Here is a 25291-nt window from a genome sequence, read left to right on the forward strand (position 1 = left end):
GCGGCCGGTCAGGCGGCTGGTCGGACTGCTCAGCTCTCGAACGCCTCGGGGGGCGGGCAGCTGCAGACCAGGTTGCGGTCGCCGTAGGCGCCGTCGATCCGGGCCACCGGGGGCCAGTACTTGTCGGCCGCCTCGACCCCCACCGGGAACGCCGCTGCGGACCTCTCGTACGGGTACTCCCACTTTCCGGCCAGGGCCTTCGCCGTGTGGGGCGCGTTGCGCAGCATGCTGTCGACGACGGCCACCTCACCGGACTCGACCTCGGCGATCTCGTGGCGGATCGCGATCATCGCGTCACAGAACCGGTCGATCTCGTAGCGGTCCTCGCTCTCGGTCGGCTCGACCATGAGGGTCCCCGCCACCGGGAAGGACATCGTCGGCGCGTGGAACCCGTAGTCGATGAGCCGCTTGGCCACATCGTCGACGCTGACTCCGCTGCGCCGGGTGAGCTCGCGCAGGTCGAGGATGCACTCGTGCGCGACGACGCCGTCGTGGCCGGAGTAGAGCACCGGGTAGTGCTCGCGCAGCCGCGCCGCGATGTAGTTGGCGTTGAGCACGGCCACCTGCGTGGCGCGGGTCAGGCCGGCACCGCCCATCAGCCGCACGTACGCCCACGAGATCGGCAGGATGCTCGCCGAGCCGTAGGGCGCCGCCGAGATCGGGCCGACCCCCGTCTCCGGTCCCGCCTCGGCGGCCAACGGGTGGTTGGGCAGGTGCGGCGCGAGGTGCGCCCGGACCGCCACCGGACCGACCCCCGGGCCGCCGCCACCGTGCGGGATGCAGAAGGTCTTGTGCAGGTTGAGGTGCGAGACGTCGGCCCCGAACTTGCCCGGACGGGCGAGTCCGACGAGGGCGTTGAGGTTGGCCCCGTCCACGTAGACCTGGCCACCCGCGTCGTGGACGAGGGCGCACAGCTCGGTGATGGTGTCCTCGAAGACGCCGTGCGTCGACGGGTAGGTGACCATGATGGCCGCGAGGTCGTCGCGGTGCTGGTCGACCTGGGCCCTCAGGTCGTCCATGTCGATGTCACCACCGGCAGCGGTCTTGACGACGACGACCTTCATGCCGGCCATCACCGCGCTGGCGGCGTTCGTGCCGTGGGCGCTGGCCGGGATCAGGCAGATGTTTCGCTGCGACTGGCCGTTCGCCTCATGGAAGGCGTGGATGGCCAGGAGCCCCGCGAACTCGCCCTGCGAACCGGCGTTCGGCTGCAGCGACACCGCGTCGTAGCCCGTGATCTCGCAGAGCCAGTCGGACAGCTCGCCGATCAGGCCGCGGATCCCCTCGGTCTGGTGCGCCGGGGCGAAGGGGTGCAGGTGGGCGAACTCGGGCCAGGTGACCGCGACCATCTCGGTGGTGGCGTTGAGCTTCATGGTGCAGGACCCCAGCGGGATCATGCCGCGGTCGAGGGCGAAGTCGCGGTCGGACAGCCGACGCAGGTACCGCAGCATCGAGGTCTCGCTGTGGTGGCTGCTGAACACCGGGTGGGTCAGGTAGTCACTGGTACGGACCAGGTGCTCCGGCCAGGTCAGCTCGGCGACCGTCACCTCGGTCGGCCCGGCGACGCCGAACGCGCTCCAGACGGCCTCGAGGTCGCGCAGGTCCGTGGTCTCGTCGACGCTGATCGACACGTGGTCGGCGTCCACCCGCCAGATGTTGACGCCACGTTGCGCCGCCTCGCTGAGCACCTCGTCGGCGCGGCCCGGCACCGACACGGTGATGGTGTCGAACACGTTCGTGGTGGTGACCTCGATCCCCGCAGCGGTCAGCCCGGCGGCCAGGGTCTCGGCGTGGCCGTGGACCCGCCGCGCGATCGCGGCCAGGCCCGCGGGGCCGTGGTAGACGGCATACATGGATGCCATCACGGCGAGGAGCACCTGCGCCGTGCAGATGTTGGAGGTCGCCTTCTCGCGGCGGATGTGCTGCTCGCGCGTCTGGAGGGCGAGCCGGTATGCCGGCGCTCCCTCGGTGTCGACGCTCACCCCGACGAGCCGGCCCGGCAGCGACCGCTCGAGGCCCGCGCGCACGCTCATGTAGCCCGCATGGGGACCGCCGAAGCCCATGGGCACACCGAAACGCTGGCTGGTGCCGACGGCCACATCCGCACCCCACTCCCCCGGCGCGACCGCCAGGGTCAGGGCGAGCAGGTCCGCCGCGGCCGTCACCAGCGCGCCGGCCTCGTGGGCGGCGCTGGCCAGGGCGCGCCAGTCGCGCAGCTCGCCGTCGGCACCCGGGTACTGCACGAGGACGCCGAACACGGGGAGGTCCCCGGCCGCGGCGCGCAGGGCCTCGGCGGAGTCCACGCCGTCGAGGTCGGCCACGACGACTGCCAGGCCCAGTGGCTTGGCCCGGGTCTGCATCACGGCGAGCGTCTGGGGGAACACGTGGCGGTCGACGACGAGCACGGCGTCGGCCGCGGCCTTGCTGGAGCGCCGCATCAACGTCATCGCCTCGGCGGCGGCGGTGCCCTCGTCGAGCAGCGAGGCGCCGGACGTGGTGAGTCCGGTGAGGTCACTGACCACGGTCTGGAAGTTGAGCAGGGCCTCGAGCCGACCCTGCGAGATCTCGGGCTGGTAGGGCGTGTAGGCGGTGTACCAGGCGGGGTTCTCCAGGACGTTGCGCTGGATGACCGCCGGGGTGAGCGTGCCGTAGTAGCCGAGCCCGATCATCGAGGTCATCACCTGGTTGCGGCGGGCCAGGGCGCGCAGCTCCTCGACCACGGCAGCCTCGGACGCCGCGGGCTCCACCCGCAGCGGGCCGTCGGTGCGGATCGCACCCGGCAGGGCATGGTCGACCAGGGCATCGAGCGAGCTGTGCCGGACGACCGCGAGCATGGCGTCGACATCGGCAGCTGACGGACCGATGTGGCGACCGGCGAACTCGGGCAGGTCGGGGTTGAACTGGGCGGACATGAGGCTCCTGAAGCTCGGTGTGCTCGGATCGCCTCCCCATCTGTCACGACGCCGAGCCGCTCCAGAGGTGCCTGTCCCACGCGGTCCTGGCGCCTGAGAGGTTCCGGGGAGTTTGCCCCTTCGGCGCCCCGCCGTGCGACCCGAAGGTGCACGCGGGGACTCTCCCGCGCGGGATGTTCAGCATGGCCAATCTACAACACTGCCGCCGTTCCCGAAGGAATGGCGGCAGTGGTGGACGCTTCGCGTCGGGGTCGAACGGCCGGACTCGGCCGACGCTCTCAGGCCAGCCGGGCGGCGCGGCGCTCGCGCAGCTCGTCGCCGGGGTGCTCCGCCGGGGCCTCGTCGTCGGTGCGCTCGCTGGGCAGTGCGGCGAGCTCGCCCTCCACCTCGCGCCAGACCCGGCCGACGGCGATGCCGAAGACTCCCTGACCACCCTGGACGAGGTCGATGACCTCGTCGGCGGACGTGCACTCGTAGACCGAGGCGCCGTCGCTCATCAACGTGATCTGGGCCAGGTCCTCCACGCCACGCTCACGCAGGTGGGTGATCGCCACGCGGATCTGCTGGAGGGAGACCCCGGTGTCGAGCAGTCGCTTGACGACCTTGAGCACGAGGATGTCGCGGAAGCCGTAGAGCCGCTGGGTGCCGGAGCCGGTAGCCCCGCGCACCGACGGCTCGACCAGACCGGTGCGCGCCCAGTAGTCGAGCTGACGGTAGGTGATGCCGGCGGCCTTGCACGCGGTCGGACCGCGGTAGCCGATGTCGTCGCTCAGCTCGGGAAGGTCGTCCGTGAACAACAGCCCCTGTGCCGACGCGGGCACGCTTGTGTGGCCATGCTGAGCCTCGTTGCTCGTGTTCACAGCACTCACCTCCTGGAACGTTCTGCTGGTTACGCGGTGGGCAATGCCGACGCGGTGTAGTTACACCCATCGCATTACGGGTCTGTGCCGAAGGTAAGGCCGCACGGAACCAAAGGTCAACAACCACTCGACCTTCGCCCTTCGGCGTGTCGCGGCCGGACGGCATACTCTCGATGTTCAGTTGAGAGTGACGGTTGGGAGCACGAAACCGCGGATCGCGGTCAGCCAGTTGTCCCGGTTTCGTCCGGTTTGGTCTCGAAGTCCTCCGCCGAGACGTGGTCCAGGAACTCGCGGAACCGCTCGACCTCGTCGTCCTTGTCCTCCTCGCCGGACATCGCCACGCCGGCCTCCTCGAGCAACGCCTCCCCCGCGACGATCGTGGTGCCGGTGCGCAGGGCCAGGGCGATGGCGTCGGAGGACCGTGACGAGATCTCCGTCGTCCCGTCGAGGATGAGCGCGGCGTGGAAGACCCCGTCCCGGAGCTCGACGATGCGCACCTCGGTCAGCCGGTGCCCCAGCCCCTCGATGACGTTCTTCATCAGGTCGTGGGTGAGGGGTCGCGGCGGCTCGATGCCCTGCTGGGCGTAGGCGATGGCCGTCGCCTCGGCCGCGCCGATCCAGATCGGCAGGTAGCGGTCACCGTCGCGCTCCCGCAGCAGCACGATGGGGTGGTTGGTGGGCATCTCCACCCGGACTCCGAGGACCTCGAGGACCTTCACCGTTCCACCTTAACCCGCTTCAGCCGCGCTGGAGCCCGTCCCTCACGAGAGCGGCGTGCAGGGCGATGCACAACCGGAGGACCTCACCCGTCGGATCGGTCCGCGGTCCCCCGCGGGCCGACTTCGCGGTGGTCGAGCGGTGCGGCGTCACCACCTGCTGGACCAGGCCGATCTCACGGTCGGCGGCGGTGCGGAAGGGCCGCAGGTGCCGCGGTTCGAGCCCGTATGCCGCCAGCGCGGCGACCGTGTGCGCGACCGTGAGCGCCGCGTCACCGAAGTGCCCGGTCGCGTCGGGATGGACCAGGCCGTAGTTCTCCAGGGCGTCTACGGTGTCGGCGTCGAGCCCGGACGAGGTGGCCAGCTCTGTCCTGGTGAGCCGCAGGGATCCCCCCGCCGTCAGCGCGGCGGCGCTGGGGACGTCGGGATCGGGGACCGGGGTCGGCACGGTCGGGCGCGGCATCCCTGCGTCGGTACGTTCGGGGGTCAGGCCCCGGTCCATGGCGTCCAGCGCGGAGGCGATCACCTTGAGCGGCCAGAAGTGGTCGCGCTGCGCGGTGAGGATGTAGCGCAGGCGCTCGACGTCGTGCGCCGCGTACGTGCGGTAGCCCGAAGCCGTGCGGGCCGGCGTGACCAGCCCCTCGGCCTCGAGGAAGCGGATCTTGGAGATCGTGACGTCGGGGAAGTCCTGCTTGAGGGCAGCCAGGACCGCGCCGATCGTCATGGACTGTCGCGCCGTACGGGCACTCACCAGGTGCTTCAGGCCTTGCCGGCGTAGAACACGAGGCGGAACTTGCCGATCTGGACCTCGTCACCCGTCTGCAGCGTGGCCTGGTCGATCCGCTCGCGGTTGACGTAGGTGCCGTTGAGCGAGCCCACGTCGCGCACCACGAACGTGTTGCCCTCGCGGCGGAAGTTGGCGTGCTTGCGTGAGACCGTGACGTCGTCGAGGAAGATGTCGCTGTCAGGGTGTCGCCCCGAGTTGACCTCGTCGTCGTCGAGGAGGAACCGGGCGCCGGTGTTGGGGCCCCGCAGGACGACCAGCAGCGCGGTGCCCGGCCGCAGGGCGTCCACGGTGGCCTGGTCGGCCTTGCTCAGGGCGATCTCGACCTCGGCGCTGGTGTCGACCTGCTCGAGGTCGTGGATGCCGGGCAACCGCATGGTCGTCGGCTCGTGGGACCGCGATGTCTGGTCGTCGTTCTCGGTGCCGCTCATCAGGTCCGCACTCCTCGTGATGGTTCTGTCCGCCCCCTCTAGCAAAGCACACACCCTAGGGGACGCCGGGGTCGTCCGCAGCGAAATCTGCGAACGACGCGTCCCGGCGGGTCAGCCGAGAAGGGCCTGGTATGCCGCCGGGTCGAGCAGGGCGTCGACGGCCGCGGCGTCCGCCGGGCGCAGCTCGTACATCCAGCCCTCGCCGTAGGGGTCGCTGTTGACGAGCTCGGGGGTGGAGTCGAGGGAGTCGTTGACCGCCGTCACCTCACCGGCGAGCGGTGCGTACAGGTCGCTGACCGACTTGGTCGACTCGACCTCGCCACACGCGTCGCCGGCAGCGACGGTGTCGCCCACCGCCGGCAGGCTGACGTAGACCACGTCACCCAGGGAGTCCTGGGCGAACGAGGTGATGCCGATCCGCACCGTGCCGTCGTCGCCCGACCGCACCCACTCGTGCTCCGCCGTGTAACGCAGGTCCTGGGGGTAGTCCAGCTCGCTCATGATGCTCCTCGGTGGGTGGTGGTGGGGACGGACCTGTCGGCGACTGCCGTGCCGGCGGGTCACAGGGCGGGACTGCGGGAGTGCGGGGCTGCGGCACCAGGTACTGCGGGTGAAGAGCTCAGGGAGACGGCGCCGGGACGGGCCGAGCGTAACGAGGCTCGCTCAGACTGTGCAACGCGGTGATCGCGACGTCGTTGGACTGCACGACCGTGATGACCGCACCGTCTCCGCGGACGGACTCGCTCACGCCACCGGGGATGTCCATCGCCGAGGCCATCGTCGCGCTGTCGCCGATGGCCTTGATCACATAGGGCTGGGTGACGCGCTCCCCCCCGATCTCGATCGCGCCGTCTGCGTCGGCGAACCAGGTCTCGGCCACGACGCGCACGTCCCCGATCTGGACGGCCTCGGCTCCGGCGTCGCGCAGCTCCTGGAGGGCGTCGAGCAGCCGGGCCGCGGTGATCTTGTGGTCGGCGTCGCTGATGGTGATGACGACACCCGGGCCGGTGGCCGGCGCCGTGCCGGTGAGGATCCCCAGGGTGTCGAGCCGCTGCTGGGCGGACTTCAGCGCCTCGGCGCTGGAGTCGACCCCCGAGACCAGCTTGTCGCGGCTCACCTCGAGCGCGCGGGTGTCCGCCGCCAGCCGGCTCTGCTCCTGGCTGACGTCGTCGAGGATGCGCACCAGCTCGTCCTCGCGCAGCTGCTCCAGCCCGCTCTGGTTGGTCTGCTGCACCTGGGTCGCGATGGCGAAGCCGAGCACGATCGCCAGGAGGGCGGCGAAGGCGTTGGCCCGGGTCGCCCTCGGGCGCGCCATCCGGAAGAGCGTCCGCCACGACGAGTCCACGGGCTGCGGGGTGCCCGGGGTGCCCGAGCCCGGGAGGCCTGGCCGGTCGGCGGTCATGCCTTGAACAGGTGCCGGCGGATCGAGGCGACGTTGGAGAAGATCCGCACCCCGAGCACGACGACGACGCCGGTGCTGAGCTGCGAGCCCACGCCCAGCTGGTCACCGAGGAAGACGATGAACGCCGCGACCACGACGTTCGCCAGGAAGGACACGACGAACACCTTGTCGTTGAAGATGCCGTCGAGAACCGCCCGGACCGCTCCGAAGACCGCGTCGAGCGCCGCGATGACGGCGATGGGCAGGTAGGGCTGGAGGGCGATCGGCACGTCGGGACCCCAGAGGAGTCCCACCAGCACGCCGCCGATGAGGCCGAGCAGGGGTATCACGGTGAACTCGCAGACGTGGGCGTAGTGGACGGACTGGGCGTAGTGGACGGACTGTGTGAGCTGGGTGAGCTGGAGCCGGTCGGGGCCGGGGCGCTGCTCTGCGGCTTGGGGACCCTCGCCGCACGCACGGTGAAGGACGTGGCGGCCGGCAGGGTGAGCTTGTCCGCGGCGTCAATGGAAACACGGATCCCGTAGTTGTCCTTGAGGGCGCGCGCGTACGCCCCGCCGTCGTTGCCCGCGAACTCGACCTGCAGGCTCGCGGGGTCCCCGATCACGCTGATCGTGTAGGGCCTGGCGAGTGGACGGAAGTTGACCAGGATCGCCTCGCCCGCGAAGCGGATGGCCGACGTGGAGGTCAGCCTCTGGCCGTTGACCGAGATCGCCTCCGCTCCGGCTTCCCAGAGGCCGTTGACGACGATCTGCAGGTCCTTGGAGAAGACCTTGCCGTCGTCCTTCTTCGCGCTCGTGCGTGGGTTCCCGTCGGCACTCGTGCCGCCGCTGCCCGGGGCGTTGTCGAGCACGACCTTGATCCCCTTGCCCGTGACGGGCTCGGCGCCCGCTGCCAGCGTCAGCGTGGCCAGCCGGCTCTTCAGCGACGACCCGTCCTGCCCGAGGGCCTGCGCCTGGAGCTTGTCCAGCTGGGACTGCAGTGCGCGCAGGGCCACCCCCTGCTTCTCGACCGCGGCGCGGCGCGTCTGGATCTGGCTGACCAGGTTGGCCTTGGCAGTGATGGCGGACGACGAGGGGGTACGCAGCGCGACGGCACCCAGGGCGAACAGCAGCCCTGCCACCACGGAGGCCACCACGACGACCGGGGTCTGCGTGCCGGTGCTCGGTGGCAGGCCGGCGGCCTCGCGCTCGGCCGCGGCGGCGGCATACCCGGGGTCCAGGGGCCGTTCCATCATCGAGATGAGCAGGGTCATGGACTCGTCGAGGCGACGTCCCGCGGGGGTGACCGGTGGTGGTTCGTCGCGGTGCGACGTGGGCCTGGTGCTCATCGCGCCGGCACCGGGTGAGCGGCGACCACCTGCCGGGCCTGCACGATGTACATGACCCCGGCGACCCAGTAGAGGACGGTGCCCCACCACGCGAACGCCCAGCCGATCGGCAGGGCCCAGTGGGCGAAGGTGCTCGTCCCCTCGCCGAGCAGGAGCAGGGGGAAGGCGTAGAGCAGGTTGAACGTCGCTGCCTTGCCGACGAAGTGCACCGGCAGGCCGGTCTGGCCGTAGCGCCGGATCCACCACAGGACCGCTGCGAGCAGCACCTCCCGGCTGACCAGGACGCCCACCAGCCACCACGGAATGATGTGGCGCAGGGCCAGCCCGAGCAGGGTGGTGGCGATGTAGAGCCGGTCCGCGAACGGGTCCAGGAGCTGGCCGAGGCGGGACTCCAGCCCGAAGCGACGCGCGATCTTGCCGTCGAGGTAGTCGCTGACGCCGGACAGCATGAGGGTGACGAGCGCGATGATGTCGTGCTCGGCCAGGATGGCCCACAGGAAGATCGGCACGCCCACGAGCCGCAGCACGGAGAGCACGTTGGGCAGGGTAAGCACCCTGTCCGAGACCACGGGCTCGCTCACGAGGCTCCCGCCGTCGCGGCTCCCCCGGTCGTCGCGTGCTGGCACGCAGGCAGCCTAACGGCCGCCCCGTCGTAGAGTTCGCAGGCATGGGCAACCCGATGGTCGACAACCCCCTCCTCGGTCCCGGCCTCGATCGCCTTCGTGAGCGACGCAGCGTGAAGTGGCGGCTGTACGACCCTGACGTGCTGCCCCTGTGGGTCGCCGAGATGGACGTCGTCCCCGCCGAGCCGATCCAGCGGGCGGTCGCGGACGCCATGCAGCGCGGCGACACCGGCTACCCGTGGGCCGCCGACTACGCGGAAGCGCTGTCGTCCTTCGCCTCGCAGAGGTGGGCGTGGAAGCCTGACCCGACGACGATGCACCTCGTCCCCGACGTGATGCTCGGGGTGGTCGAGGTGCTCAAGCTCCTGACCGGCCCGGGGGACGCGGTGGTGGTCAACTCCCCGGTGTACCCGCCGTTCTTCGACTTCGTCAGCCACCTGGGCCGTCGCGTGGTGGAGGCGCCCCTCGACCCGGCGGGCCGGATCGACCTCGCGTCGCTGGAGCAGGCACTCGCGGAGGGCACCCGCGGTGGTGGCCGCGCGGCATACCTGCTGTGCAACCCGCAGAACCCGACCGGAGCGGTGCACACCCCCGAGGAGCTCACGGCCGCCCTCGAGCTGGCGGAGTCCTTCGACGTGCGCGTCGTGGCCGACGAGATCCACGCGCCAGTGGTGCCCGAGGGGGCGATCTTCACGTCAGTGGCCTCGCTGGCGGCCGGGTCCAGGTCGATCGCGCTCATGTCCGCCTCGAAGGCGTTCAACCTGGCCGGGCTCAAGGCTGCGGTGGCAGTGCCGGGACCGGACGCCACCGACGACCTGACCCGGATGCCCGAGGAGGTGTCGCACGGGGCCAGCCACCTCGGGGTGATCGCGCACCGCGCCGCCTACCTGGAGGGTGGGCCGTGGCTGGATGCCCTGCTGAGGGGGCTCGACGAGAACCGCCGCTTGGTCGCCGCCCTGCTCTCGGAGCACCTGCCCGAAGTCGGCTACCGCGTGCCACAGGGCACCTTCCTGGCCTGGCTGGACTTCAGCGCGCTGGGGCTCGGCGACGATCCGGCAACCGTGCTGCGCGAACGCGCCAGGGTGGCCCTGCACCCCGGTCCCGGGTTCGGCGCGGGGGGTGCCGGTCACGCGCGGCTGAACTTCGGCACCTCCCCCGACATCCTGCGCGAGGCCATCCGTCGGATCTCCGCCGTCGTCTGACCGCTGTCTCTAACCCGCTTCCGTTCGGGCCTTGGTCTGCACCATCTCGACGGCCTTGGCAATGCGTCGGCGGCGCGTCTCGGGAGTCCTGGCGTCGTTGATGGCGTCGACGTGCGCCCGCTGGTGGCTGTACGACTGTCGGGCGAAGGCCGCCCGTGCCTCGGGGACCACCTCCAACGCTGCGGCGAGGTCCTCGGGCACCTCGACCTCGCGCGGCGCTGTGTCGAGCTCGAGGCCCACCTCGACGACGTCCCCGCCACTGACTCCGGTGAGGGCACGGTTCTGCGCGCTGACGCCGACCATGTAGGTCCCGTTCATCACGGCGATGCTGCTGCGATACGTCGCGCCGTTGATCGTGACGCTCACCTTGGGACGGCGACCTCCCCCGAGGGCGTCGACCACCTCCGGTGGCACCTCGATGCCCGTCGCCGTCCTGCCTGCCTGCTGGACCTGCGCCGTGAACTTCATGACCGCGAGGGTATGCCGCGTGGCAGAGTGGGCGCCATGGCTGCAGGTGCGGGCTTCGAGGGCTTCCCGGACTGGGGTGTGCGCTTCTACCAGGAGCTGGAGGACAACAACACCAAGGAGTTCTGGGCGGCCAACAAGGCGCAGTGGGAGCGAGACGTGCGCGAGCCGATGCTGACGCTCGTTGACGCGCTCGCGGACGAGTTCGGCCCGGCGAAGCTGTTCCGGCCGAACCGCGACATCCGGTTCAGCGCCGACAAGTCGCCCTACAAGACCCACCAGGGTGCGATCGTTGGTCATGACGCGGGGGTGGGGTACTACGTGCAGCTCAGCGGTGACGGACTGGCGGTCGGGGGCGGATTCCGCACCCACTCCCCCGCCCAGACGGAGTCGTTCCGCAGGGCGATCGCGGCTGAGGGCTCCGGCGTCGAGCTCGAGGGCATCGTGACCGAGCTCGCCCGGGCGGGCTTCGGGCTGGAGGGCGACATCCTCAAGACCCGTCCCAAGGGCTACGACGCCGACCACCCTCGGCTGGAGCTGTTGCGGCGCAAGGAGATCATGGCGCTCCAGCGGGTGGGCTCGCCGGACTGGCTGGCGACACCTGCTGCCCTGGACCACATCCGGTCGTCGTGGGAGGCGATCCGCCCGCTGACGGAGTGGGTCGTCGCCCACGTGCCCATGGAGCAGCCCCGCGGGGTGACGCGATGAGCTTCCAGGTGCCGGCGCAGGCCTACGGTCGCTTCATGGGGCGGTTCTCCGAGCCGCTGGCCGACCAGTTCGTCGAGGTCGCACGGCTGGGTCGAGCTCGACGGGCCCTGGACGTCGGGTGCGGCCCGGGGGCGCTCACGGCCCGGCTGGTCGCCCTGCTGGGCGACGACGGCGTGAGTGCTGTCGACCCTTCCGAACCCTTCGTCGCCGCGGCGCGGGAGCGCTTCCCCGGGGTGGACATCCAGCAGGGGCGGGCGGAGTCACTGCCCTTCCCGGACGCCGCCTTCGACGCGGCCCTCGCCTCGCTCGTCGTGCACTTCATGAGCGACCCGGTCGCCGGACTTCGCGAGATGGCGCGGGTGACGAGGCCGGGCGGCGTGGTCGCGGCCACCGTGTGGAACCACGCGACCAGCGCCGGCCCGCTGTCGCTGTTCTGGGAGGCCGTGCGGTCGGTCGATCCCCAGGCGGAGGGCGAGGAGGACTACGCCGGGGTCAGGGAAGGCGACCTGGCCAGCCTGTTCCGTGCCGCGGGCATCGACCGGCTCGACGAGACGGTCCTGACGGTCTCAGTCCCGTTCGAGTCCTTCGAGCAGTGGTGGGAGCCCTACACCCTCGGCGTCGGCCCGGCGGGACAGTACGTGGCCGGGCTCGACGAGGCCCGCCGTGACGCCCTCCGCCAGGAGTGCCGACGCAGGGTCCCGGAGGGCGGGTTCACCGTGGATGCGTCCGCCTGGTGCGTCGTCGCCACCGTCGTCGACCAAGAGAACGAGGCCTGACCTGCGGTGACAGGTCAGGCCTCGGCTGGTCGGGCTGACAGGATTTGAACCTGCGACCCCTTGACCCCCAGTCAAGTGCGCTACCAAGCTGCGCCACAGCCCGTGGCTTGCCCACGCCGGATCCAGCCGAAGCAGGACCGCGGGAGCGAACGAAACCCTAGCGCACGGCATACCTCCGCTTGAAATCGGTATGCCGTGCCCACGGCTACCTGCGCTTGCGCTTCTCGCGGACCCGGACGGACACCTCGATGGGGGTGCCCTCGAAGCCGAACTCCTCACGCAGCCGCCGCTCGAGGAAGCGGCGGTACCCCGCCTCGATGAAGCCGGACGCAAAGATCACGAACCGCGGCGGACGGGTCGAGGCCTGCGTGGCGAACAGGATGCGCGGCTGCTTGCCACCACGCACCGGGTGCGGGTGGGCAGCCACGATCTCGCCGAAGAAGGCATTGAGCCGACCGGTCGGCACGCGGTAGTCCCACGACTCCAGGGCACGCTCCAGGGCCGGCACGAGCTTCTCGACCGAACGCCCGGTCTTGGCCGAGATGTTGACGCGCGGCGCCCACGGCACCTGGACCAGCTCGCGCTCGATCTCGCGCTCGAGGTAGTGGCGACGCTCCTCGTCGAGCAGGTCCCACTTGTTGTAGGCCACGACCAGGGCGCGACCGGCGTCGATCACGTGCTGCACGACGCGGACGTCCTGCTCGGCGATGGACTGCTCGGCGTCGATGAGGACGACCGCGACCTCGGCCTTCTCCAGGGCGGTCTGGGTGCGCAGCGAGGCGTAGAAGTCGGCGCCGCGGGACTGGTGCACGCGGCGACGGATGCCGGCGGTGTCGACGAAGCGCCAGGTCTTGCCACCCAGCTCGATGAACTCGTCCACCGGGTCACGCGTCGTGCCCGCCACGTTGTCGACCACGACGCGGTCCTCGCCGGCCAGCTTGTTGAGCAGCGAGGACTTGCCGACGTTGGGTCGCCCGACCAGGGCGACGCGTCGCGGGCCGCCGCGCTGGTAGGCGTCGGCGTTGGCGGAGATGCTCGGCAGCACGTCGAGGACGGCGTCGAGGACGTCGCCGCTGCCCCGGCCGTGCAGGGCCGAGACGGGCCAGGGCTGGCCGAGCCCGAGGTTCCAGAGGGCGGCGGCGTCGGCCTCGGTGCGCTGGTCGTCGACCTTGTTGGCCACGAGGACGACCGGCTTGCCCGACCGCCGCAGCAGCTTGACCACGGCCTCGTCGTCGTCGGTGGCACCGACGGTGGCGTCCACGACGAACATCACGACGTCGGCCAGGTCCACCGCGACCTCGGCCTGCTCGGCGACGCGCAGATGGATCCCCGTGGCGTCGATCTCCCAGCCGCCGGTGTCGACCAGCGTGAAACGGCGCCCGGTCCACTCGCCGTCGTACGCCACCCGGTCGCGGGTCACGCCCGGGACGTCCTCGACGACGGCCTCGCGTCGTCCGAGGATGCGGTTGACCAGGGTGGACTTGCCGACGTTGGGGCGACCCACGACGGCGACCACGGGCAGCGGACCGTCGACGACGGCATACCCGTCCTCGTCGTACTCGCCGTCGATGAGTGAGCGGTCCTCCTCACTGAGGTCGAACTCGTCCAGTCCGACGCGCAGGGCGCGCTCGACGGTGGAGTCGTCGGTCAGGTTCTCGCTCACTTCGGGGGTTCCTTGCGTTGCTCGTGGGGGCCGGACCGCGGGCAGGTGTGCCGCGTGGCCGCAGACCATTGTCGCGCACTTTGGCGGCCGGTCAGGACAGCAGCCGACCAGCCCGTCCGAGAGCGGTCACGCAGGGACCTTGTCCGGGGCCTCGCTGCGCACGACGTCGAGCAGGGCCTGGACGCTCTGGTCGAAGTCGAGGTCGGAGGTGTCGACCAGGGTCACGCCCTCGGCGGCCTCCATGAAGTCCGACACCGTGGAGTCGTCGGCGTCGCGGCGCACGATCTGGTCGCGGGTCGCCTCGACCGCGTGCTCGGCGGCGTGGCCGTGCAGCTCCTTGGACCGTCGCCGCAGCCGCGCCTCGACGCTGGCCGTCAGCAGGATGCGCACGTCCGCGTCGGGGGCGACGACCGTGGTGATGTCGCGGCCCTCGGCGACGACTCCCCCGGTGCGGGTGGCGATCTCGTCGATGAGCTCACGCTGGAGCTGCTGCAGGATCGGGCGGACCAAGGTGTTGGTCGCGACCTTGGACACGGCCTCGCTGACCCGGGTCGTGCGGATGTCGTCCTCGATCTCGCGACCGCTCACCACGACACTGGGACGGGCCGGGTCGGTGCCCATCTCGAGCGGGATCTCGCGGGTGGCCTGCGCGACTGCCTGCTGGTCGAGCAGGTCGACGCCCTCCGCGAGGCACCACCAGGTGACGGCGCGGTACATGGCACCGGTGTCGAGGTACCCGACCCCGAGGGCCGTGGCCGCGGCGCGGGACACGCTCGACTTGCCCGAGCCCGACGGTCCGTCGACCGCGACGACGAGGTGCGTGCTGTTCATGACAGGCAAGCCTATGGGCCAGCCCCCGTCTCCCGCGAAGGTGAGGGCGGCTCAGCCGTGCAGCCGCCAGCCCCGCGCCGTCAGCTCGTCGCCGAGCCGCTCGGCGACGGCGGGCAGCACGGAGATCTCGGCCAGGCCGAAGGGCTGCCCCATCCCGTGCTCGAGGTGCAGGTCCTCGAGGTTGACGCCGGCGTCCCCGACGTCGTGCAGCAGCCGCGCGAGCTCGCCCGGCCGGTCGGGCACCAGCACCACGACCACGCTGTATGCCGTGGGAGCGGCGCCGTGCTTGCCGGGGATGCGGGCGTGGCCGGCGTTGCCCTGCGCGACGATCCGGGCCAGCACCTCGCGCGCGCCCACCCCGTCGCCGTCCGCGAGCACGTCCAGGGCGCCGATGACCTCGGTGAGCTCGGCGTGGACGTGGGCGAGGACCTCCCGGACGGCCGTGGCGTTGCCGGCCAGGATCTGGGTCCAGAGCTGCGGGTCACTGGCGGCCACCCTCGTGACGTCCCGGATGCCCTGTCCCGACAGCGCCACCGCGCGATCCGTGAGCTCCCGCAGCCGCCCCGCGACCAGGGACGAGGCGAGCTGGGGCACGTGGGACACCACCGCCACCGCGGCGTCGTGCTCCTGCGGGCTCATCGTCGAGACGGTGCCACCGGCCGCGGTGGCCAGCTCCCTGACCGCCGAGATCGCCCGGTCCGACGAGAGGTCGTTCGGCACCACTACCCAGGCGCGGCCGTCGAAGAGGTCACCCCGGGCGGCCACGGCGCCGGACCTCTCGCGACCCGCCATCGGGTGCGATCCGGCATACCGGGACAGGTCCGCGCCCCGTCGGCGCACGTCCTCGAGCACTGCGACCTTGACCGACGCCACGTCGGTCACCACCGCATCGGGCCACGCCTCGAGCTCGTCGGCGACGACCGAGCCCGCCACGTCCGGTGGCGCGGCGACGACGACGACGTCAGGCGGCGAGTCGTCCGTGTCGGCCACTCGCCCGGCGCCGAGGTCGCGGGCGAGGGCCACCGCCGTCGGCGACGGGTCGACGAGGACCACGGCACACCCGGCACGGGTCAGGGCGATGCCCAGGCTGGTGCCGATGAGGCCGGTGCCGACGATGCGGACGCTGGTGGTCACGACGGGAAGGCTACCGACGGCCGCGGAGCCGTGCGCTCACATTCCAGCCGCGGTGTAGAGCTGGCCGACCTCCGCCTTGTTGAGCTTGCGCATCTTGCCCGGCTTGGTGTCGCCGAGGTAGATCGGCCCGACCTGGACCCGCACCAGGCTGATCACCGGGTGGCCCACGGCATCCAGCAGGCGGCGCACGATGTGCTTGCGCCCTTCGTGGAGGATCACCTCGACCAGGGCCTTGCCCGGCTGGGAGTCGACCACCTTGAACGAGTCGACCGACGCGGGGCCGTCCTCGAGCTGGACGCCCTCGCGCAGCTGCTTGCCGATGTCGCGTGGCACCGGTCCGCGGATCTGGGCCAGGTAGGTCTTGAGCACGCCGTACTGGGGGTGCTGGAGGCGGTGCGCGAGCTCGCCGTCGTTGGTGAGGATGAGCAGGCCCTCGGTGTCGGCGTCGAGCCGTCCGACGTGGAACAGCCGCTCGTGGCGGTTGCCGACGTAGTCGCCGATGCTGATCCGCCCGAGCTCGTCGTTCATGGTGGTGACCACGCCCAGGGGCTTGTTGAAGGCGAAGTAGACACGGGTCTCGTCGAGCTGGACCTTGACCCCGTCGACGTGGACGGTCTGGTCGGGGCGGATCCGCACGCCGAGCTCGGTCACGATGATGCCGTCCACCTCCACCCGGCCTGCGCTGATGAGGTTCTCGCAGACCCGCCGCGAGCCGACGCCGGCGGCGGCGAGGAGCTTCTGCAGCCGGATGCCGTCGGGGTCGTGCACGTCGACCTCGGGAGCGGCTCGCTCGTGGGGCACGCGGGTGGGCTGGCTCTTCTTGGTCGTGCCCGAGCTGCCGCGCTGGGGACGCTCGGGACGGCCACCCTCGGACGCCCGCGGGCCACCGCCACGCGGTCCGGCGGACCGCGGTCCGCCGGACCGGCCGCCTCCGGCGCGCCCGCCGCCTGCGTTCCCGCCGCCCTGGCCGGCACTTCCTCTGCTGCGTGGGGGTGTCATCTGCGTCCTTGTTCTGCGATCTCGTCGAGCAGGTCGACTTCGGGGAGGTAGGGCGCCAGGGCGGGCAGCTCGTCGAGGCTGCCGAGACCGAGGCGCTGGAGGAAGTAGTCGGTGGTGCCGTAGAGGAAGGCGCCGCCGTCGCCGTCGGACCCGAGCTCCTCGATGAGCCCGCGGTTGAGCAGGGTGCGGACCACCCCGTCGACGTTGACGCCCCGGACGGCGCTGACCCGCGACCGCGAGATGGGCTGGCGGTAGGCGATCACCGCCAGGGTCTCCAGCGACGCCTGGGTCAGCTTGGCCTGCTGGCCGTCGAGGAGGAACTTCTCGACCACGGGGGCGTAGTCGGACCGGCTGTAGATCCGCCACCCGCCCGCCACGGAGCGGAGGGTGAAACCACGCTGGTCCGCGGCATACTCCGCCTCGAGCTCGGTGAGGTGGCCGCGGACGTCGTCCACGGGCAGCTCGAGCGCCGAGGCGAGCGACATCTCCGTGATCGGCTCGTCCACCACCATGAGCACGGCCTCGATGGCGCTGCGGGCGCCCCCGGGGAAGTCGTTGACGTCGAAGGCGAACTGCTCGTCGGCAGCCTCGTCCGGCTCTGGCTCGTGGTCGGGCTCGTGGTCGTCGTCGTGGTCGGACACGACCTCCAGGTCACTCATCGTCGACCTTCCCCTCGGTTGCTTGCTCATCGGTCACGTCGGTCTCGGCTGTCTGATCGGTCTCGGCTGTCTGGTCGGTGACGTCGAACTCGTCGCTGACCTCGATCTCGCGCTCGTCGCCCCCGGTCCAGCGGACCGTCAGCTCGCCGAGCGCCTCGGCCTGTTCGAAGGCGATCGCCGCCTCTCGGAACAGCTCCAGGAGGGCCAGGAAGCGCGCCACGATCACCAGCGTCGAGTCGGCATCCGCCACCAGCGCGCGGAACGAGCAGACGCGTTCGGCGCGGAGCCTCACACCGAGGATGCCGGCCTGTTCCCGGACGCTGACCTGGGGCGCGTGGAGGTGGTCGAGGCCGACGCTCGGCGCGACCTTGGGGACCATGGCCCTCGCTGCGATCATGGCCAGCTGCTCGGGCGTGATGCCCATGACCAGCTCGGGCAGGAGGCGGGCGAACTGGGGTTCGAGGCCCGCCTGGCGGGGTGTCATCCGCCCCGCCGTGGCCATCCGCTCGCCGAAGGTGAAGGCGATGTCCTTGAACGCGCGGTACTGGAGCAACCGGGCGAAGAGCAGGTCGCGCGCCTCGATGAGGGCGAGGTCCTCCTCGTCCTGCGGGCCGGTCTGCGGGAGCAGCCGCGCGGACTTGAGGTCCAGCAGGGTGGCGGCGATGAGCAGGAACTCCGAGGCCTGACCGAGGTCCCACTCGCTGTCCGACGACTGCGCCGCCTTGATGTGGGCGATGAACTCGTCGGTGACCTTCGCGAGGGCGATCTCGGTGATGTCGAGCTTGTGCTTGCTGATCAGCCCGAGGAGCAGGTCGAAGGGCCCCGAGAAGTTGTCCAGGTGGACCTGGAACGGTGTGGACCCGCCGCGTCGGGTGATCACGCCACCGGGCGTCAGACCGGACTGGACGTCGCTGGGCTCCACCGCGCCTCCCGGCGCAGTGGCGAGGGCCTCCTGGCTCACCTCGTCAGGCCGCCCCACCACGGGCGATCAGCTCTCGGGCGAGTTGCCGGTATGACGCGGCGGAGGCGTGCGTCGAGGCGTAGGTCGTGATCGGCTCGGCCGCGAGGGTGGCATCCGGGAACTTGACCGTGCGGCTGATGACGGTGTGGAACACCTGGTCGCCGAAGTGGTCGACGACGCTGCGCACGACCTCCTTGCTGTGCAGCGTGCGCGAGTCGTACATCGTCGCGAGGATGCCGTCCACCTGGAGGCGGGGGTTGAGGCGGTCGGTGATCTTCTCGATCGTCTCGACCAGCAGGGCGACCCCACGCATGGCGAAGAACTCGCACTCGAGAGGGATCACGACCCCGTGGGCCGCGGTCAGCGCGTTGACCGTCAGCAGTCCCAGGGAGGGCTGGCAGTCGATCATGATGACGTCGTAGTCGTCCATGACCGGTCGCAGCACCCTCGCGAGGATCTGCTCGCGGGCGACCTCGCCGACGAGCTGCACCTCGGCGGCGGACAGGTCGATGTTGGCCGGGATGACGTCGAGGTTCTCGGTCGCGGTGGCCTGGATGACGTCGCGCACGTCGTGGCCCCGCTCGACGAGCAGGTTGTAGATCGTGACGTCGAGCTCGTTGGCGCGGACGCCGAGCCCCACCGACAGGGCACCCTGCGGGTCGAAGTCGACCAGGAGCACGCGACGGCCGACCTCGGCCAGGGCGGCACCGAGGTTGATGGTCGTCGTCGTCTTGCCGACGCCACCCTTCTGGTTGCACATGGCGATGATGCGGGCCGGGCCGTGGGCGGCGAGGGGCTGCGGGTCGGGGAAGACCGGCATCGGGCGTCCTGTTGGGCCGATCTGGCCGGCGCCGGCGGTCTCGGTCCCGGGCAGGTGCACGTAGTCACGATCAGCACCGTTGGGGGCCGACTCGGAGGTGGCGCCCGAACGGCTGGGCGGCGACTGCTCCTGCGTGGTCACCTCAGATTCCACAGGCGTTTCACTCCCGGTGAGTTGGCGTTCGTCGGTCAGCCTCGCGCTGATCGGCACGACCCTATCAGCGGGCACGGGGGTGACTCTGGGCATAGACCTCACGCAGTCGCTGAACTGTCACCAGGGTGTAGATCTGGGTCGTGGTCACCGACGCGTGCCCCAGCAGCTCCTGGACCACGCGGACGTCGGCGCCACCGTCGAGCAGATGGGTGGCGAACGAGTGGCGCAGGGTGTGCGGCGACAGGTGTCCACCGAGGTCGGCGCGTTCGGCCGCCGCGCGCAGCACGGCCCAGGCCGACTGGCGCGACAGCCTGCTGCCCCGCTGGTTGAGGAAGACCGCAGGCGTCCCCTTGCCCTTGACCGCGAAGGTGGGGCGGCCCCGGACGAGGTACGCGCCCAGGGCCTGCGCGGCATACGAGCCGAGGGGCACGATGCGCTCCTTGCTGCCCTTTCCGAACAGCCGGACCACCCCGTCCTGCGTGTCGATGTCGTCGACGTCGAGGCCGACCGCCTCGGAGATGCGCGCCCCGGTGCCGTAGAGGATCTCGAGCAGGGCGCGGTCACGCAGCGAGCCCGGGGTGTCCCCCACGCTGGCGGCTGCCAGCAGTCGTTCCACGTCCTCGATGCTGATCGCCTTGGGCAGCCGCGCGGGCGGCTGCGGCGGGCTGACGGCCGAGGCGGGGTCGGTCGGCAGGTCCCCCTCGAGCACGAGGAACCGGTGGAAGCCGCGGACCGCGACCAGGGTCCGGGCGGCCGACGACGCCGCGAGCGGTGGGTGGTCGGGGGTCCCTTCGCGCAACGTCGCGAGGAAGTCGCTCACGTGCGCCTCGGTGACCGCCGCCGGGTCCTGAACGCCCCGGGAGGCGAGGTATGCCGTGTAGCGCGCCAGGTCGCGCCGGTACGACGTGAGGGTGTTGGCGGCGACGCCTCGCTCGACGTCCAGGTGGTTCAGCCAACCGCGGACGGCGCGCTCCATCGCGCTCGAGGGTGGCACGGATGGGAGTCTAGGTCGCATGAAGCTCTATGCCGACCTGCCGGGCCGCCGCACTGTCCAGATCCTCGCCGACGTGGGGATGCTCGCCTGGGTATGCCTGTGGGCGTGGGTGGGCCGCCTCGTCCACGACACCACCATGCAGCTCGCCACCCCGGGTCACCAGCTGCAGACGGCCGGGTCGGGGTTCCGTCACGAGATGACCAGCGCGGGCGACTCGGTGCGCGGGCTGCCGCTGGTGGGCGACAGGATCGCCGCGCCGTTCCGGCAGGCCAGCGCGGCGGGGACGACGATCGAGCACGCTGGCAGCGACCTCGTCGATGCGGTCACGAGGCTGGCCACCATCCTGGGATGGGTCACCGCCCTCGTCCCGATCCTCATCGTCGGGCTGGTCTGGGTGGTCCAGCGGGGGCGCTTCGTCCGCCGGGCCAGCGCTGCGCAGCGGTTCATCGACGACGCGGCCGACCTCGACCTGTTCGCCCTGCGCGCCATGGCGGGTCAGCCGATGCGCAAGCTCGCCGCCATCTCCTCGGATCCCACGGGTGCCTGGCGCCGTGGTGACGAGGCCACGATCCGGGCGCTGGCCCTGCTCGAGCTGCGGGACACCGGACTGCGCCCGCCCCTCCCCTCCACCGGTTCGATGTAGACCCGCCGGGATATCCCGGCGGGTCTACCTCGAACGAGGGGTCGCGAGTCGGCCGGTCGCCTCGGTGAGGGCCCGGAGCCGGGCGGCGTGCGCGGAGGTGAGTGCTCCCGGCTCCATCTGCCACGACCAGCCGCCCTCGATGCCGGGAGCGTTCATCCGCGCCGACGAGCCCAGGGCGAGCACGTCCTGGGCCTGCATCATCGACAGCCCGCACGGCCCGCGCAGGGCCAGCTCGATGAACCCCCAGGACGGCTCCGCGTCGACGTCGGCTCCGACCCCCGCTCGTCGGCAGGCCTCGCGGGCCAGCTGCCGACGGTGGTCCGGCAGGTCCCACCACCAGCCGCAGACCGTGTCGTTGTCGTGGGTGCCGGTGTAGACGACCTGGTTGGGCTCGTGGTTCTCGGGGTCGTGGGCGTTGTACTGGTAGGCCGGCTCGAAGGCGAACTGCAGGACAGCCATGCCGGGGAACCCCAGGGCCTTGCGCAGGTCGATGACCGGCTGGTCGATGTCACCGAGGTCCTCCGCGAGGACGGGAAGCGGTCCGAGGGCTGCGATTGCCGCGTCGAACACCTCGCGCCCCGGGCCCGGCTCCCACCGGCCGTTGAGGGCCGTGTCGTCGCCGGCCGGGATCGCCCAGTAGGCCGCGAACCCGCGGAAGTGGTCCACGCGCACGAGGTCGAACAGGGCGAAGGTCCGCCGCAGCCGCTCGACCCACCACGTGTAGCCGTCCTCGCGCAGGACGTCCCAGCGGTACAGCGGGTTGCCCCACAGCTGGCCGGTCGCGGCATACGCGTCGGGTGGGCAGCCCGCCACGGCGTCGTTGCGGAAGAACTGCGGCCAGGCGCGCTCGTCGGCGGCATCGGGCGCGACGTAGATGGGGACGTCTCCGAGGATGCGGATCCCGCGCTCGTGGGCGTAGTCCCGCAGGGCCGACCACTCGCGGTCGAAGCGCACCTGGTCGGCGAGGTCACCACCGAAGGACGTCCACGAGTCGACCCAGTAGGCCTCACGCGCGGCGAAGTCCTGCAGCTCCTGCTCGCTCACCGGAGCCTGCGGGTGCTCGAGCAGGGCCGGTGACGCGGCAAACGCCGACGGGGACTTGTAGGGCGAGCGGTGCTTGTCGGGGATCGACACCGGCAGCACCTGCCACACCGACTGGCCGGCCTCGACGAGCCAGTCCACGAAGTCGCGGGCCGGCTGCCCGAGGCGGCCACCCGGCAGTGAGGTGATGTGCAGCTGCACGCCGCTGGCGCGGGTCTCGGTGAACGGTCGGGTCGCGTCCATGGGTGCTCAGCTCTGCGCGCGGACGACCTGCGGGCGCAGGTCCTGGGTCGGAGGTTCCCACGAGGTGGCGTCGGCGTCGACCTGGTCGCCGGAGCGGATGTCCTTGACCTGGTCGCCCCGTTCGCCGTCGCCGTCGCCGGCTGCGCCGGGGAACCAGACGTACGGGATCCCCCGCCGCTCGGCATACCTGATCTGCTTGCCGAACTTGGCGGGCTTGGGCGCGACCTCGCACGGTATGCCGCGTGCCCGCAGCTCGGTGGCGACCCCGGTGGACACCGCCCGGCTCTCCTCGTCGTTGACCGCGACCAGGACGCACGCCGGGGTCGAGCGGCTGGCGACGAGCAGGCCCTTGCCGATGAGCAGGCCGAGCAGCCGCGAGACGCCGATCGAGATCCCGACGCCGGGATAGGTCGTCCTCCCGTCCGAGGCCAGCGAGTCGTAGCGGCCACCGGAGCAGAACGAGCCCCACGACTCGTAGCCGACCAGCTGGGTCTCGTAGACGGTGCCCGTGTAGTAGTCGAGCCCCCGCGCGATCTTGAGGTCCGCGACCAGGGCACCCGGGGCGTTATCGAGACCGGTCCGGATGACGGCGGCCAAGGCGTCGAGCCCCGCGTCGAGGGTCGGGTGCTCGACGCCGAGCGCGCGCACCTGATCGACGAACGAGAGGTCCTCGGTGCGGATCGCCGCCAGCGCCAGGCACTGGTCAGCCTGTTCGGGGGTCCGGCCCGCCTCCACGAGGAGTTCCCTGACCTTGGCCCGGCCGAGCTTGTCGAGCTTGTCGACGATGCGCAGGGTGCCGACCACGTCCTCGACACCGATGCCGAGGTAGAACCCCTCGGGGATCTGGCGGTTGCTGACCTGGATGACCATCCGGCCGACGGGCAGCTTGCGGAAGACCTCGGCGATGACGAGCGGCATCTCCGCCTCGAAGTGCGGGGCGAGCTCGCCGACGTCGACCACGTCGATGTCGGCCTGGGTGAACTCGCGGTACCGGCCCTCCTGGGGCCGCTCGCCACGCCAGACCTTCTGGATCTGGTACCGGCGGAACGGGAACGACAGGTGGCCCGCGTTCTCCAGGACGTACCGCGCGAACGGCACCGTGAGGTCGAAGTGCAGGCCCAGCTCGGCATCGGAGTCGGCGCGTCCCTCGGACGCCTCCGCCAGCCGCGTGACGGCGTAGATCTCCTTGTCGGCGTCCCCGCCCTTGCCCAGCAGCCGCTCCACCGGCTCGACGGCGCGGGTCTCGATCGACGCGAACCCGTGCAGCTCGAACGTCTCGCGGATGACGTCGAGGAACTGCTGCTCGATGATCCGCTCGGCCGGGAGGTGCTCGGGGAAACCGCTGATCGGGGTGATCTTCACGGGGCCAATCCTTGCAAATAGGGGTTGGTCGCCCGTTCGCGGTCCATGGTGGTGGCCTGGTAGTGACCGGGGAGCACGAGCGTGGTGTCGGGCAGTGGCAGCACGACGTCGCGCAGCGACCGGTTCATCGCCGCGGGGTCCCCGCCGGGAAGGTCGGTGCGCCCGATCGAGCCCGCGAACAGCACGTCCCCGCTGAGCACCGTGCGGTCGACGTCCACCTGGTCGGCGATGCCGTCGGGCACCGCGTCCACGGCATACATGACAGACCCCTCCGTGTGTCCCGGTGCGTGCAGCACCTCGAAAGTCAGGCCGGCCAGCTCCAGGGCGGCCCGGTCCCGGATCTCGACGACCTTGCTGGGCTCGGTCCAGGTCGCCTTGCTGCCGAACTGCTGCTCGAGCATGCCGAGCAGGCCGGGATTGACGTTCGCCAGCAGGTCCACCAGCCGATAGCGGTCGTCGCCGTGGATGTATGCCGCGGTGTCGGCTCCGCAGACCGGCGTCACCGAGTACACGTGGTCGATGTGCCCGTGGGTCAGCAGCACCGCGGCCGGGCGCAGCCGGTGCTCGGTGAGCACTGCGCGCAGCGTCTCCTCCACCCCGATGCCGGGGTCGACGATCACGCACTCCTCCCCCGCGGCGGGGGCCAGGACGTAGCAGTTGGTGTCGAAGGCGGCGGCGGGAAATGCGACTGTGAGCACGGCCCGCAGCCTAGTCACCCGACCTCCTGCCTAGACTGGCGCGCGTGACGAGGGAACAGGAGCGCGCCGCTGCGCGCCGCCGTGCCATGAAGGTCGATGCCAAGCGCGCCCAGCAGCAACGGGAGGCCGCGCGCAACCGCCAGGCCCTCGGGGTCGTGGTCGCCACGCTCGTCGTGGTGGCCGGGTTCGTCTTCCTCAGCACCCAGCTCAAGAACGACACCACCCCCGCCGCGGCGCCGAAGGGATCCTCGGCCTCCGCGACCTCGGCCCCCTCGGCCACGACCGCGGCGGTAGCGGGCTGCACCCCGGCGCCCCCCGTTCCCACGAAGATCACCAAGGTCGCCAAGCCGAACAAGGCCACTGCGGCGGGCAAGACCTTCACGGCGGTCGTGACCACGAACTGCGGTGACATCACGCTCCGGCTCGACGGCGCCAAGGCACCCCAGACGGTCGCCTCGTTCGTCGGGCTGGCCAAGGCCGGCTACTTCGCCGACTCGCCCTGCCACCGCATCACGAAGGTTGCGCAGCCGGTCCCCCTGTTCGTCCTCCAGTGCGGAGACCCGATGGGTGGCGCCGGGACCGGCCCCGGCTACAGCTACGGCATCGAGAACGCACCCAAGGACGGCAAGTACCCGCGCGGCAGCCTGGCCATGGCACGCACGACCGACCCGAACTCCAACGCCGACCAGTTCTTCATCGTCTACCGGGACACCGACCTGAGCAGTGTGCCTGCGGGCTACTCCATCTTCGGCACGGTGACCGGCGGTATGGATATTGTCGACAAGATCGCCGCAGCAGGCGTGAGCGGGGGCGCCACCGATGGTGCCCCGGCCGCGCCCATCAGCATCCTCAAGGTTGCTGTGACCGAGAAGAAGGCCTGACCC

General features: G+C 71.1%; 27 protein-coding genes, 1 tRNA gene and 1 riboswitch. Of the genes, 5 read left to right on the forward strand and 23 right to left on the reverse strand.

Annotated elements, in window-relative coordinates; genetic code table 11:
• Positions 1-29: 29 nt before the first annotated feature.
• From gcvP to clsA, 10 genes are all read right to left on the reverse strand, one after another.
• Entirely contained in the window at positions 30-2912 is a 2883-nt protein-coding gene (gene gcvP, locus BJ986_RS15190) for an aminomethyl-transferring glycine dehydrogenase (protein WP_179423053.1), read from the reverse strand.
• Positions 2913-2983: 71 nt separating this feature from the next.
• A riboswitch (glycine riboswitch) is annotated at positions 2984-3089 on the reverse strand.
• 101 nt (positions 3090-3190) lie between these two features.
• Positions 3191-3781, reverse strand: coding sequence for a MerR family transcriptional regulator (locus BJ986_RS15195; protein WP_179423056.1), 591 nt, complete (start codon positions 3779-3781; stop codon positions 3191-3193).
• 212 nt (positions 3782-3993) lie between these two features.
• Positions 3994-4491, reverse strand: a complete 498-nt coding sequence (locus BJ986_RS15200; RefSeq protein ID WP_179423057.1) for a bifunctional nuclease domain-containing protein — start codon at positions 4489-4491, stop codon at positions 3994-3996.
• A 19-nt stretch (positions 4492-4510) separates the two neighbouring features.
• Positions 4511-5239, reverse strand: coding sequence for a transcriptional regulator FtsR (ftsR, locus tag BJ986_RS15205; RefSeq protein ID WP_337795406.1), 729 nt, complete (start codon positions 5237-5239; stop codon positions 4511-4513).
• 8 nt (positions 5240-5247) lie between these two features.
• Positions 5248-5703 carry an FHA domain-containing protein gene (locus BJ986_RS15210; RefSeq protein ID WP_179423059.1) on the reverse strand — a complete coding sequence of 152 codons (456 nt, stop codon included), beginning with the start codon at positions 5701-5703 and terminating at the stop codon, positions 5248-5250.
• Positions 5704-5814: 111 nt separating this feature from the next.
• Positions 5815-6204 (reverse strand): glycine cleavage system protein GcvH, encoded by a 390-nt coding sequence (gcvH, locus tag BJ986_RS15215; protein ID WP_179423061.1) that lies wholly within the window; start codon positions 6202-6204, stop codon positions 5815-5817.
• A 118-nt stretch (positions 6205-6322) separates the two neighbouring features.
• Positions 6323-7105 carry a DUF881 domain-containing protein gene (locus BJ986_RS15220; protein ID WP_179423063.1) on the reverse strand — a complete coding sequence of 261 codons (783 nt, stop codon included), beginning with the start codon at positions 7103-7105 and terminating at the stop codon, positions 6323-6325.
• The gene (locus tag BJ986_RS15225) at positions 7102-7434 is read right to left on the reverse strand and encodes a DUF1290 domain-containing protein (RefSeq protein WP_179423065.1); all 333 of its coding nucleotides are present in this window, start codon (positions 7432-7434) and stop codon (positions 7102-7104) included. Before BJ986_RS15225 ends, BJ986_RS15220 begins: the two co-directional genes overlap by 4 nt.
• A complete protein-coding gene (locus BJ986_RS15230) occupies positions 7431-8432 on the reverse strand; it encodes a DUF881 domain-containing protein (RefSeq protein WP_179423067.1) in 1002 nt (333 codons plus the stop codon). The genes BJ986_RS15225 and BJ986_RS15230 overlap by 4 nt, the downstream gene beginning before the upstream one ends.
• Positions 8429-9058 (reverse strand): cardiolipin synthase ClsA, encoded by a 630-nt coding sequence (gene clsA, locus BJ986_RS15235; protein ID WP_337795408.1) that lies wholly within the window; start codon positions 9056-9058, stop codon positions 8429-8431. The genes BJ986_RS15230 and clsA overlap by 4 nt, the downstream gene beginning before the upstream one ends.
• 41 nt (positions 9059-9099) lie before the next feature.
• Here clsA and BJ986_RS15240 point away from each other — a divergent pair, with 41 nt between their 5' ends.
• Positions 9100-10257, forward strand: coding sequence for a MalY/PatB family protein (locus BJ986_RS15240; RefSeq protein ID WP_179423069.1), 1158 nt, complete (start codon positions 9100-9102; stop codon positions 10255-10257).
• A 9-nt stretch (positions 10258-10266) separates the two neighbouring features.
• Here BJ986_RS15240 and BJ986_RS15245 read toward each other — a convergent pair whose 3' ends face one another.
• The gene (locus BJ986_RS15245; protein ID WP_179423071.1) at positions 10267-10725 is read right to left on the reverse strand and encodes a YdeI/OmpD-associated family protein; all 459 of its coding nucleotides are present in this window, start codon (positions 10723-10725) and stop codon (positions 10267-10269) included.
• A 36-nt stretch (positions 10726-10761) separates the two neighbouring features.
• Here BJ986_RS15245 and BJ986_RS15250 point away from each other — a divergent pair, with 36 nt between their 5' ends.
• Together BJ986_RS15250 and BJ986_RS15255 are read left to right on the forward strand one after the other, a co-directional pair.
• Positions 10762-11430, forward strand: coding sequence for a DUF2461 domain-containing protein (locus tag BJ986_RS15250; protein WP_179423073.1), 669 nt, complete (start codon positions 10762-10764; stop codon positions 11428-11430).
• Complete coding sequence (locus BJ986_RS15255) at positions 11427-12206, forward strand: class I SAM-dependent methyltransferase (RefSeq protein ID WP_179423075.1); 780 nt, start codon at positions 11427-11429, stop codon at positions 12204-12206. Before BJ986_RS15250 ends, BJ986_RS15255 begins: the two co-directional genes overlap by 4 nt.
• 26 nt (positions 12207-12232) lie before the next feature.
• On the opposite strand, the gene BJ986_RS15260 is transcribed toward BJ986_RS15255, so the two are convergent.
• The 9 genes from BJ986_RS15260 to xerD form a co-directional block, all read right to left on the reverse strand.
• Positions 12233-12309 (reverse strand) — tRNA-Pro (locus tag BJ986_RS15260).
• Positions 12310-12411: 102 nt separating this feature from the next.
• Positions 12412-13938, reverse strand: a complete 1527-nt coding sequence (der, locus tag BJ986_RS15265; protein WP_179423077.1) for a ribosome biogenesis GTPase Der — start codon at positions 13936-13938, stop codon at positions 12412-12414.
• Positions 13939-13995: 57 nt separating this feature from the next.
• The gene (gene cmk, locus BJ986_RS16490) at positions 13996-14700 is read right to left on the reverse strand and encodes a (d)CMP kinase (protein WP_179423079.1); all 705 of its coding nucleotides are present in this window, start codon (positions 14698-14700) and stop codon (positions 13996-13998) included.
• Between the two features lie 51 nt (positions 14701-14751).
• The gene (locus BJ986_RS15275) at positions 14752-15834 is read right to left on the reverse strand and encodes a prephenate dehydrogenase (protein WP_179423081.1); all 1083 of its coding nucleotides are present in this window, start codon (positions 15832-15834) and stop codon (positions 14752-14754) included.
• A 36-nt stretch (positions 15835-15870) separates the two neighbouring features.
• Positions 15871-16833: a pseudouridine synthase gene (locus BJ986_RS15280; protein ID WP_179423083.1), complete on the reverse strand. Its 963-nt coding sequence runs from the start codon at positions 16831-16833 to the stop codon at positions 15871-15873.
• The gene (gene scpB, locus BJ986_RS15285) at positions 16830-17492 is read right to left on the reverse strand and encodes an SMC-Scp complex subunit ScpB (protein WP_179423085.1); all 663 of its coding nucleotides are present in this window, start codon (positions 17490-17492) and stop codon (positions 16830-16832) included. Before scpB ends, BJ986_RS15280 begins: the two co-directional genes overlap by 4 nt.
• Entirely contained in the window at positions 17485-18414 is a 930-nt protein-coding gene (locus BJ986_RS15290; RefSeq protein ID WP_420372060.1) for a segregation and condensation protein A, read from the reverse strand. The genes scpB and BJ986_RS15290 overlap by 8 nt, the downstream gene beginning before the upstream one ends.
• A 43-nt stretch (positions 18415-18457) precedes the next feature.
• Positions 18458-19273: a ParA family protein gene (locus BJ986_RS15295; RefSeq protein WP_179423956.1), complete on the reverse strand. Its 816-nt coding sequence runs from the start codon at positions 19271-19273 to the stop codon at positions 18458-18460.
• Between the two features lie 217 nt (positions 19274-19490).
• Positions 19491-20441 carry a site-specific tyrosine recombinase XerD gene (xerD, locus tag BJ986_RS15300; protein ID WP_179423087.1) on the reverse strand — a complete coding sequence of 317 codons (951 nt, stop codon included), beginning with the start codon at positions 20439-20441 and terminating at the stop codon, positions 19491-19493.
• Here xerD and BJ986_RS15305 point away from each other — a divergent pair.
• Entirely contained in the window at positions 20440-21063 is a 624-nt protein-coding gene (locus BJ986_RS15305) for a hypothetical protein (protein ID WP_179423089.1), read from the forward strand. The two genes, xerD and BJ986_RS15305, sit on opposite strands and share 2 nt — an antisense overlap.
• A 24-nt stretch (positions 21064-21087) precedes the next feature.
• On the opposite strand, the gene BJ986_RS15310 is transcribed toward BJ986_RS15305, so the two are convergent.
• Genes BJ986_RS15310 through BJ986_RS15320 form a run of 3 tightly spaced genes read right to left on the reverse strand, consistent with a single transcriptional unit; the run spans position 21088 to position 24407 of the window.
• Positions 21088-22347 (reverse strand): 4-alpha-glucanotransferase, encoded by a 1260-nt coding sequence (locus tag BJ986_RS15310; RefSeq protein ID WP_179423091.1) that lies wholly within the window; start codon positions 22345-22347, stop codon positions 21088-21090.
• 6 nt (positions 22348-22353) lie between these two features.
• Positions 22354-23709 carry a histidine--tRNA ligase gene (gene hisS / locus BJ986_RS15315; RefSeq protein WP_179423093.1) on the reverse strand — a complete coding sequence of 452 codons (1356 nt, stop codon included), beginning with the start codon at positions 23707-23709 and terminating at the stop codon, positions 22354-22356.
• A complete protein-coding gene (locus BJ986_RS15320) occupies positions 23706-24407 on the reverse strand; it encodes an MBL fold metallo-hydrolase (protein WP_179423095.1) in 702 nt (233 codons plus the stop codon). The genes hisS and BJ986_RS15320 overlap by 4 nt, the downstream gene beginning before the upstream one ends.
• Positions 24408-24451: 44 nt before the next feature.
• On the opposite strand from BJ986_RS15320, the gene BJ986_RS15325 reads away from it, so the two are divergent.
• On the forward strand, positions 24452-25288 hold the full coding sequence (locus BJ986_RS15325; protein WP_337795415.1) for a peptidylprolyl isomerase: 837 nt from the start codon (positions 24452-24454) through the stop codon (positions 25286-25288).
• Positions 25289-25291: the final 3 nt, after the last annotated feature.

Source organism: Pedococcus badiiscoriae (assembly GCF_013408925.1).
GTDB lineage: Bacteria > Actinomycetota > Actinomycetes > Actinomycetales > Dermatophilaceae > Pedococcus > Pedococcus badiiscoriae.

What these genes read in the sequence shown, in the direction of transcription:
- BJ986_RS15255 (WP_179423075.1), top strand. Translation starts at nt 11,427, where the DNA reads ATGAGCTTCCAGGTGCCGGCGCAGGCCTACGGTCGCTTCATGGGGCGG.
- BJ986_RS15220 (WP_179423063.1), bottom strand. Translation starts at nt 7,105, where the DNA reads ATGACCGCCGACCGGCCAGGCCTCCCGGGCTCGGGCACCCCGGGCACC.
- BJ986_RS15240 (WP_179423069.1), top strand. Translation starts at nt 9,100, where the DNA reads ATGGGCAACCCGATGGTCGACAACCCCCTCCTCGGTCCCGGCCTCGAT.
- BJ986_RS15230 (WP_179423067.1), bottom strand. Translation starts at nt 8,432, where the DNA reads ATGAGCACCAGGCCCACGTCGCACCGCGACGAACCACCACCGGTCACC.
- BJ986_RS15280 (WP_179423083.1), bottom strand. Translation starts at nt 16,833, where the DNA reads ATGACACCCCCACGCAGCAGAGGAAGTGCCGGCCAGGGCGGCGGGAAC.
- BJ986_RS15310 (WP_179423091.1), bottom strand. Translation starts at nt 22,347, where the DNA reads ATGGACGCGACCCGACCGTTCACCGAGACCCGCGCCAGCGGCGTGCAG.
- BJ986_RS15245 (WP_179423071.1), bottom strand. Translation starts at nt 10,725, where the DNA reads ATGAAGTTCACGGCGCAGGTCCAGCAGGCAGGCAGGACGGCGACGGGC.
- xerD (WP_179423087.1), bottom strand. Translation starts at nt 20,441, where the DNA reads ATGCGACCTAGACTCCCATCCGTGCCACCCTCGAGCGCGATGGAGCGC.
- BJ986_RS15295 (WP_179423956.1), bottom strand. Translation starts at nt 19,273, where the DNA reads ATGCCGGTCTTCCCCGACCCGCAGCCCCTCGCCGCCCACGGCCCGGCC.
- gcvP (WP_179423053.1), bottom strand. Translation starts at nt 2,912, where the DNA reads ATGTCCGCCCAGTTCAACCCCGACCTGCCCGAGTTCGCCGGTCGCCAC.
- scpB (WP_179423085.1), bottom strand. Translation starts at nt 17,492, where the DNA reads ATGAGTGACCTGGAGGTCGTGTCCGACCACGACGACGACCACGAGCCC.
- BJ986_RS15250 (WP_179423073.1), top strand. Translation starts at nt 10,762, where the DNA reads ATGGCTGCAGGTGCGGGCTTCGAGGGCTTCCCGGACTGGGGTGTGCGC.
- BJ986_RS15210 (WP_179423059.1), bottom strand. Translation starts at nt 5,703, where the DNA reads ATGAGCGGCACCGAGAACGACGACCAGACATCGCGGTCCCACGAGCCG.
- gcvH (WP_179423061.1), bottom strand. Translation starts at nt 6,204, where the DNA reads ATGAGCGAGCTGGACTACCCCCAGGACCTGCGTTACACGGCGGAGCAC.
- BJ986_RS15305 (WP_179423089.1), top strand. Translation starts at nt 20,440, where the DNA reads ATGAAGCTCTATGCCGACCTGCCGGGCCGCCGCACTGTCCAGATCCTC.
- cmk (WP_179423079.1), bottom strand. Translation starts at nt 14,700, where the DNA reads ATGAACAGCACGCACCTCGTCGTCGCGGTCGACGGACCGTCGGGCTCG.
- der (WP_179423077.1), bottom strand. Translation starts at nt 13,938, where the DNA reads ATGGTCTGCGGCCACGCGGCACACCTGCCCGCGGTCCGGCCCCCACGA.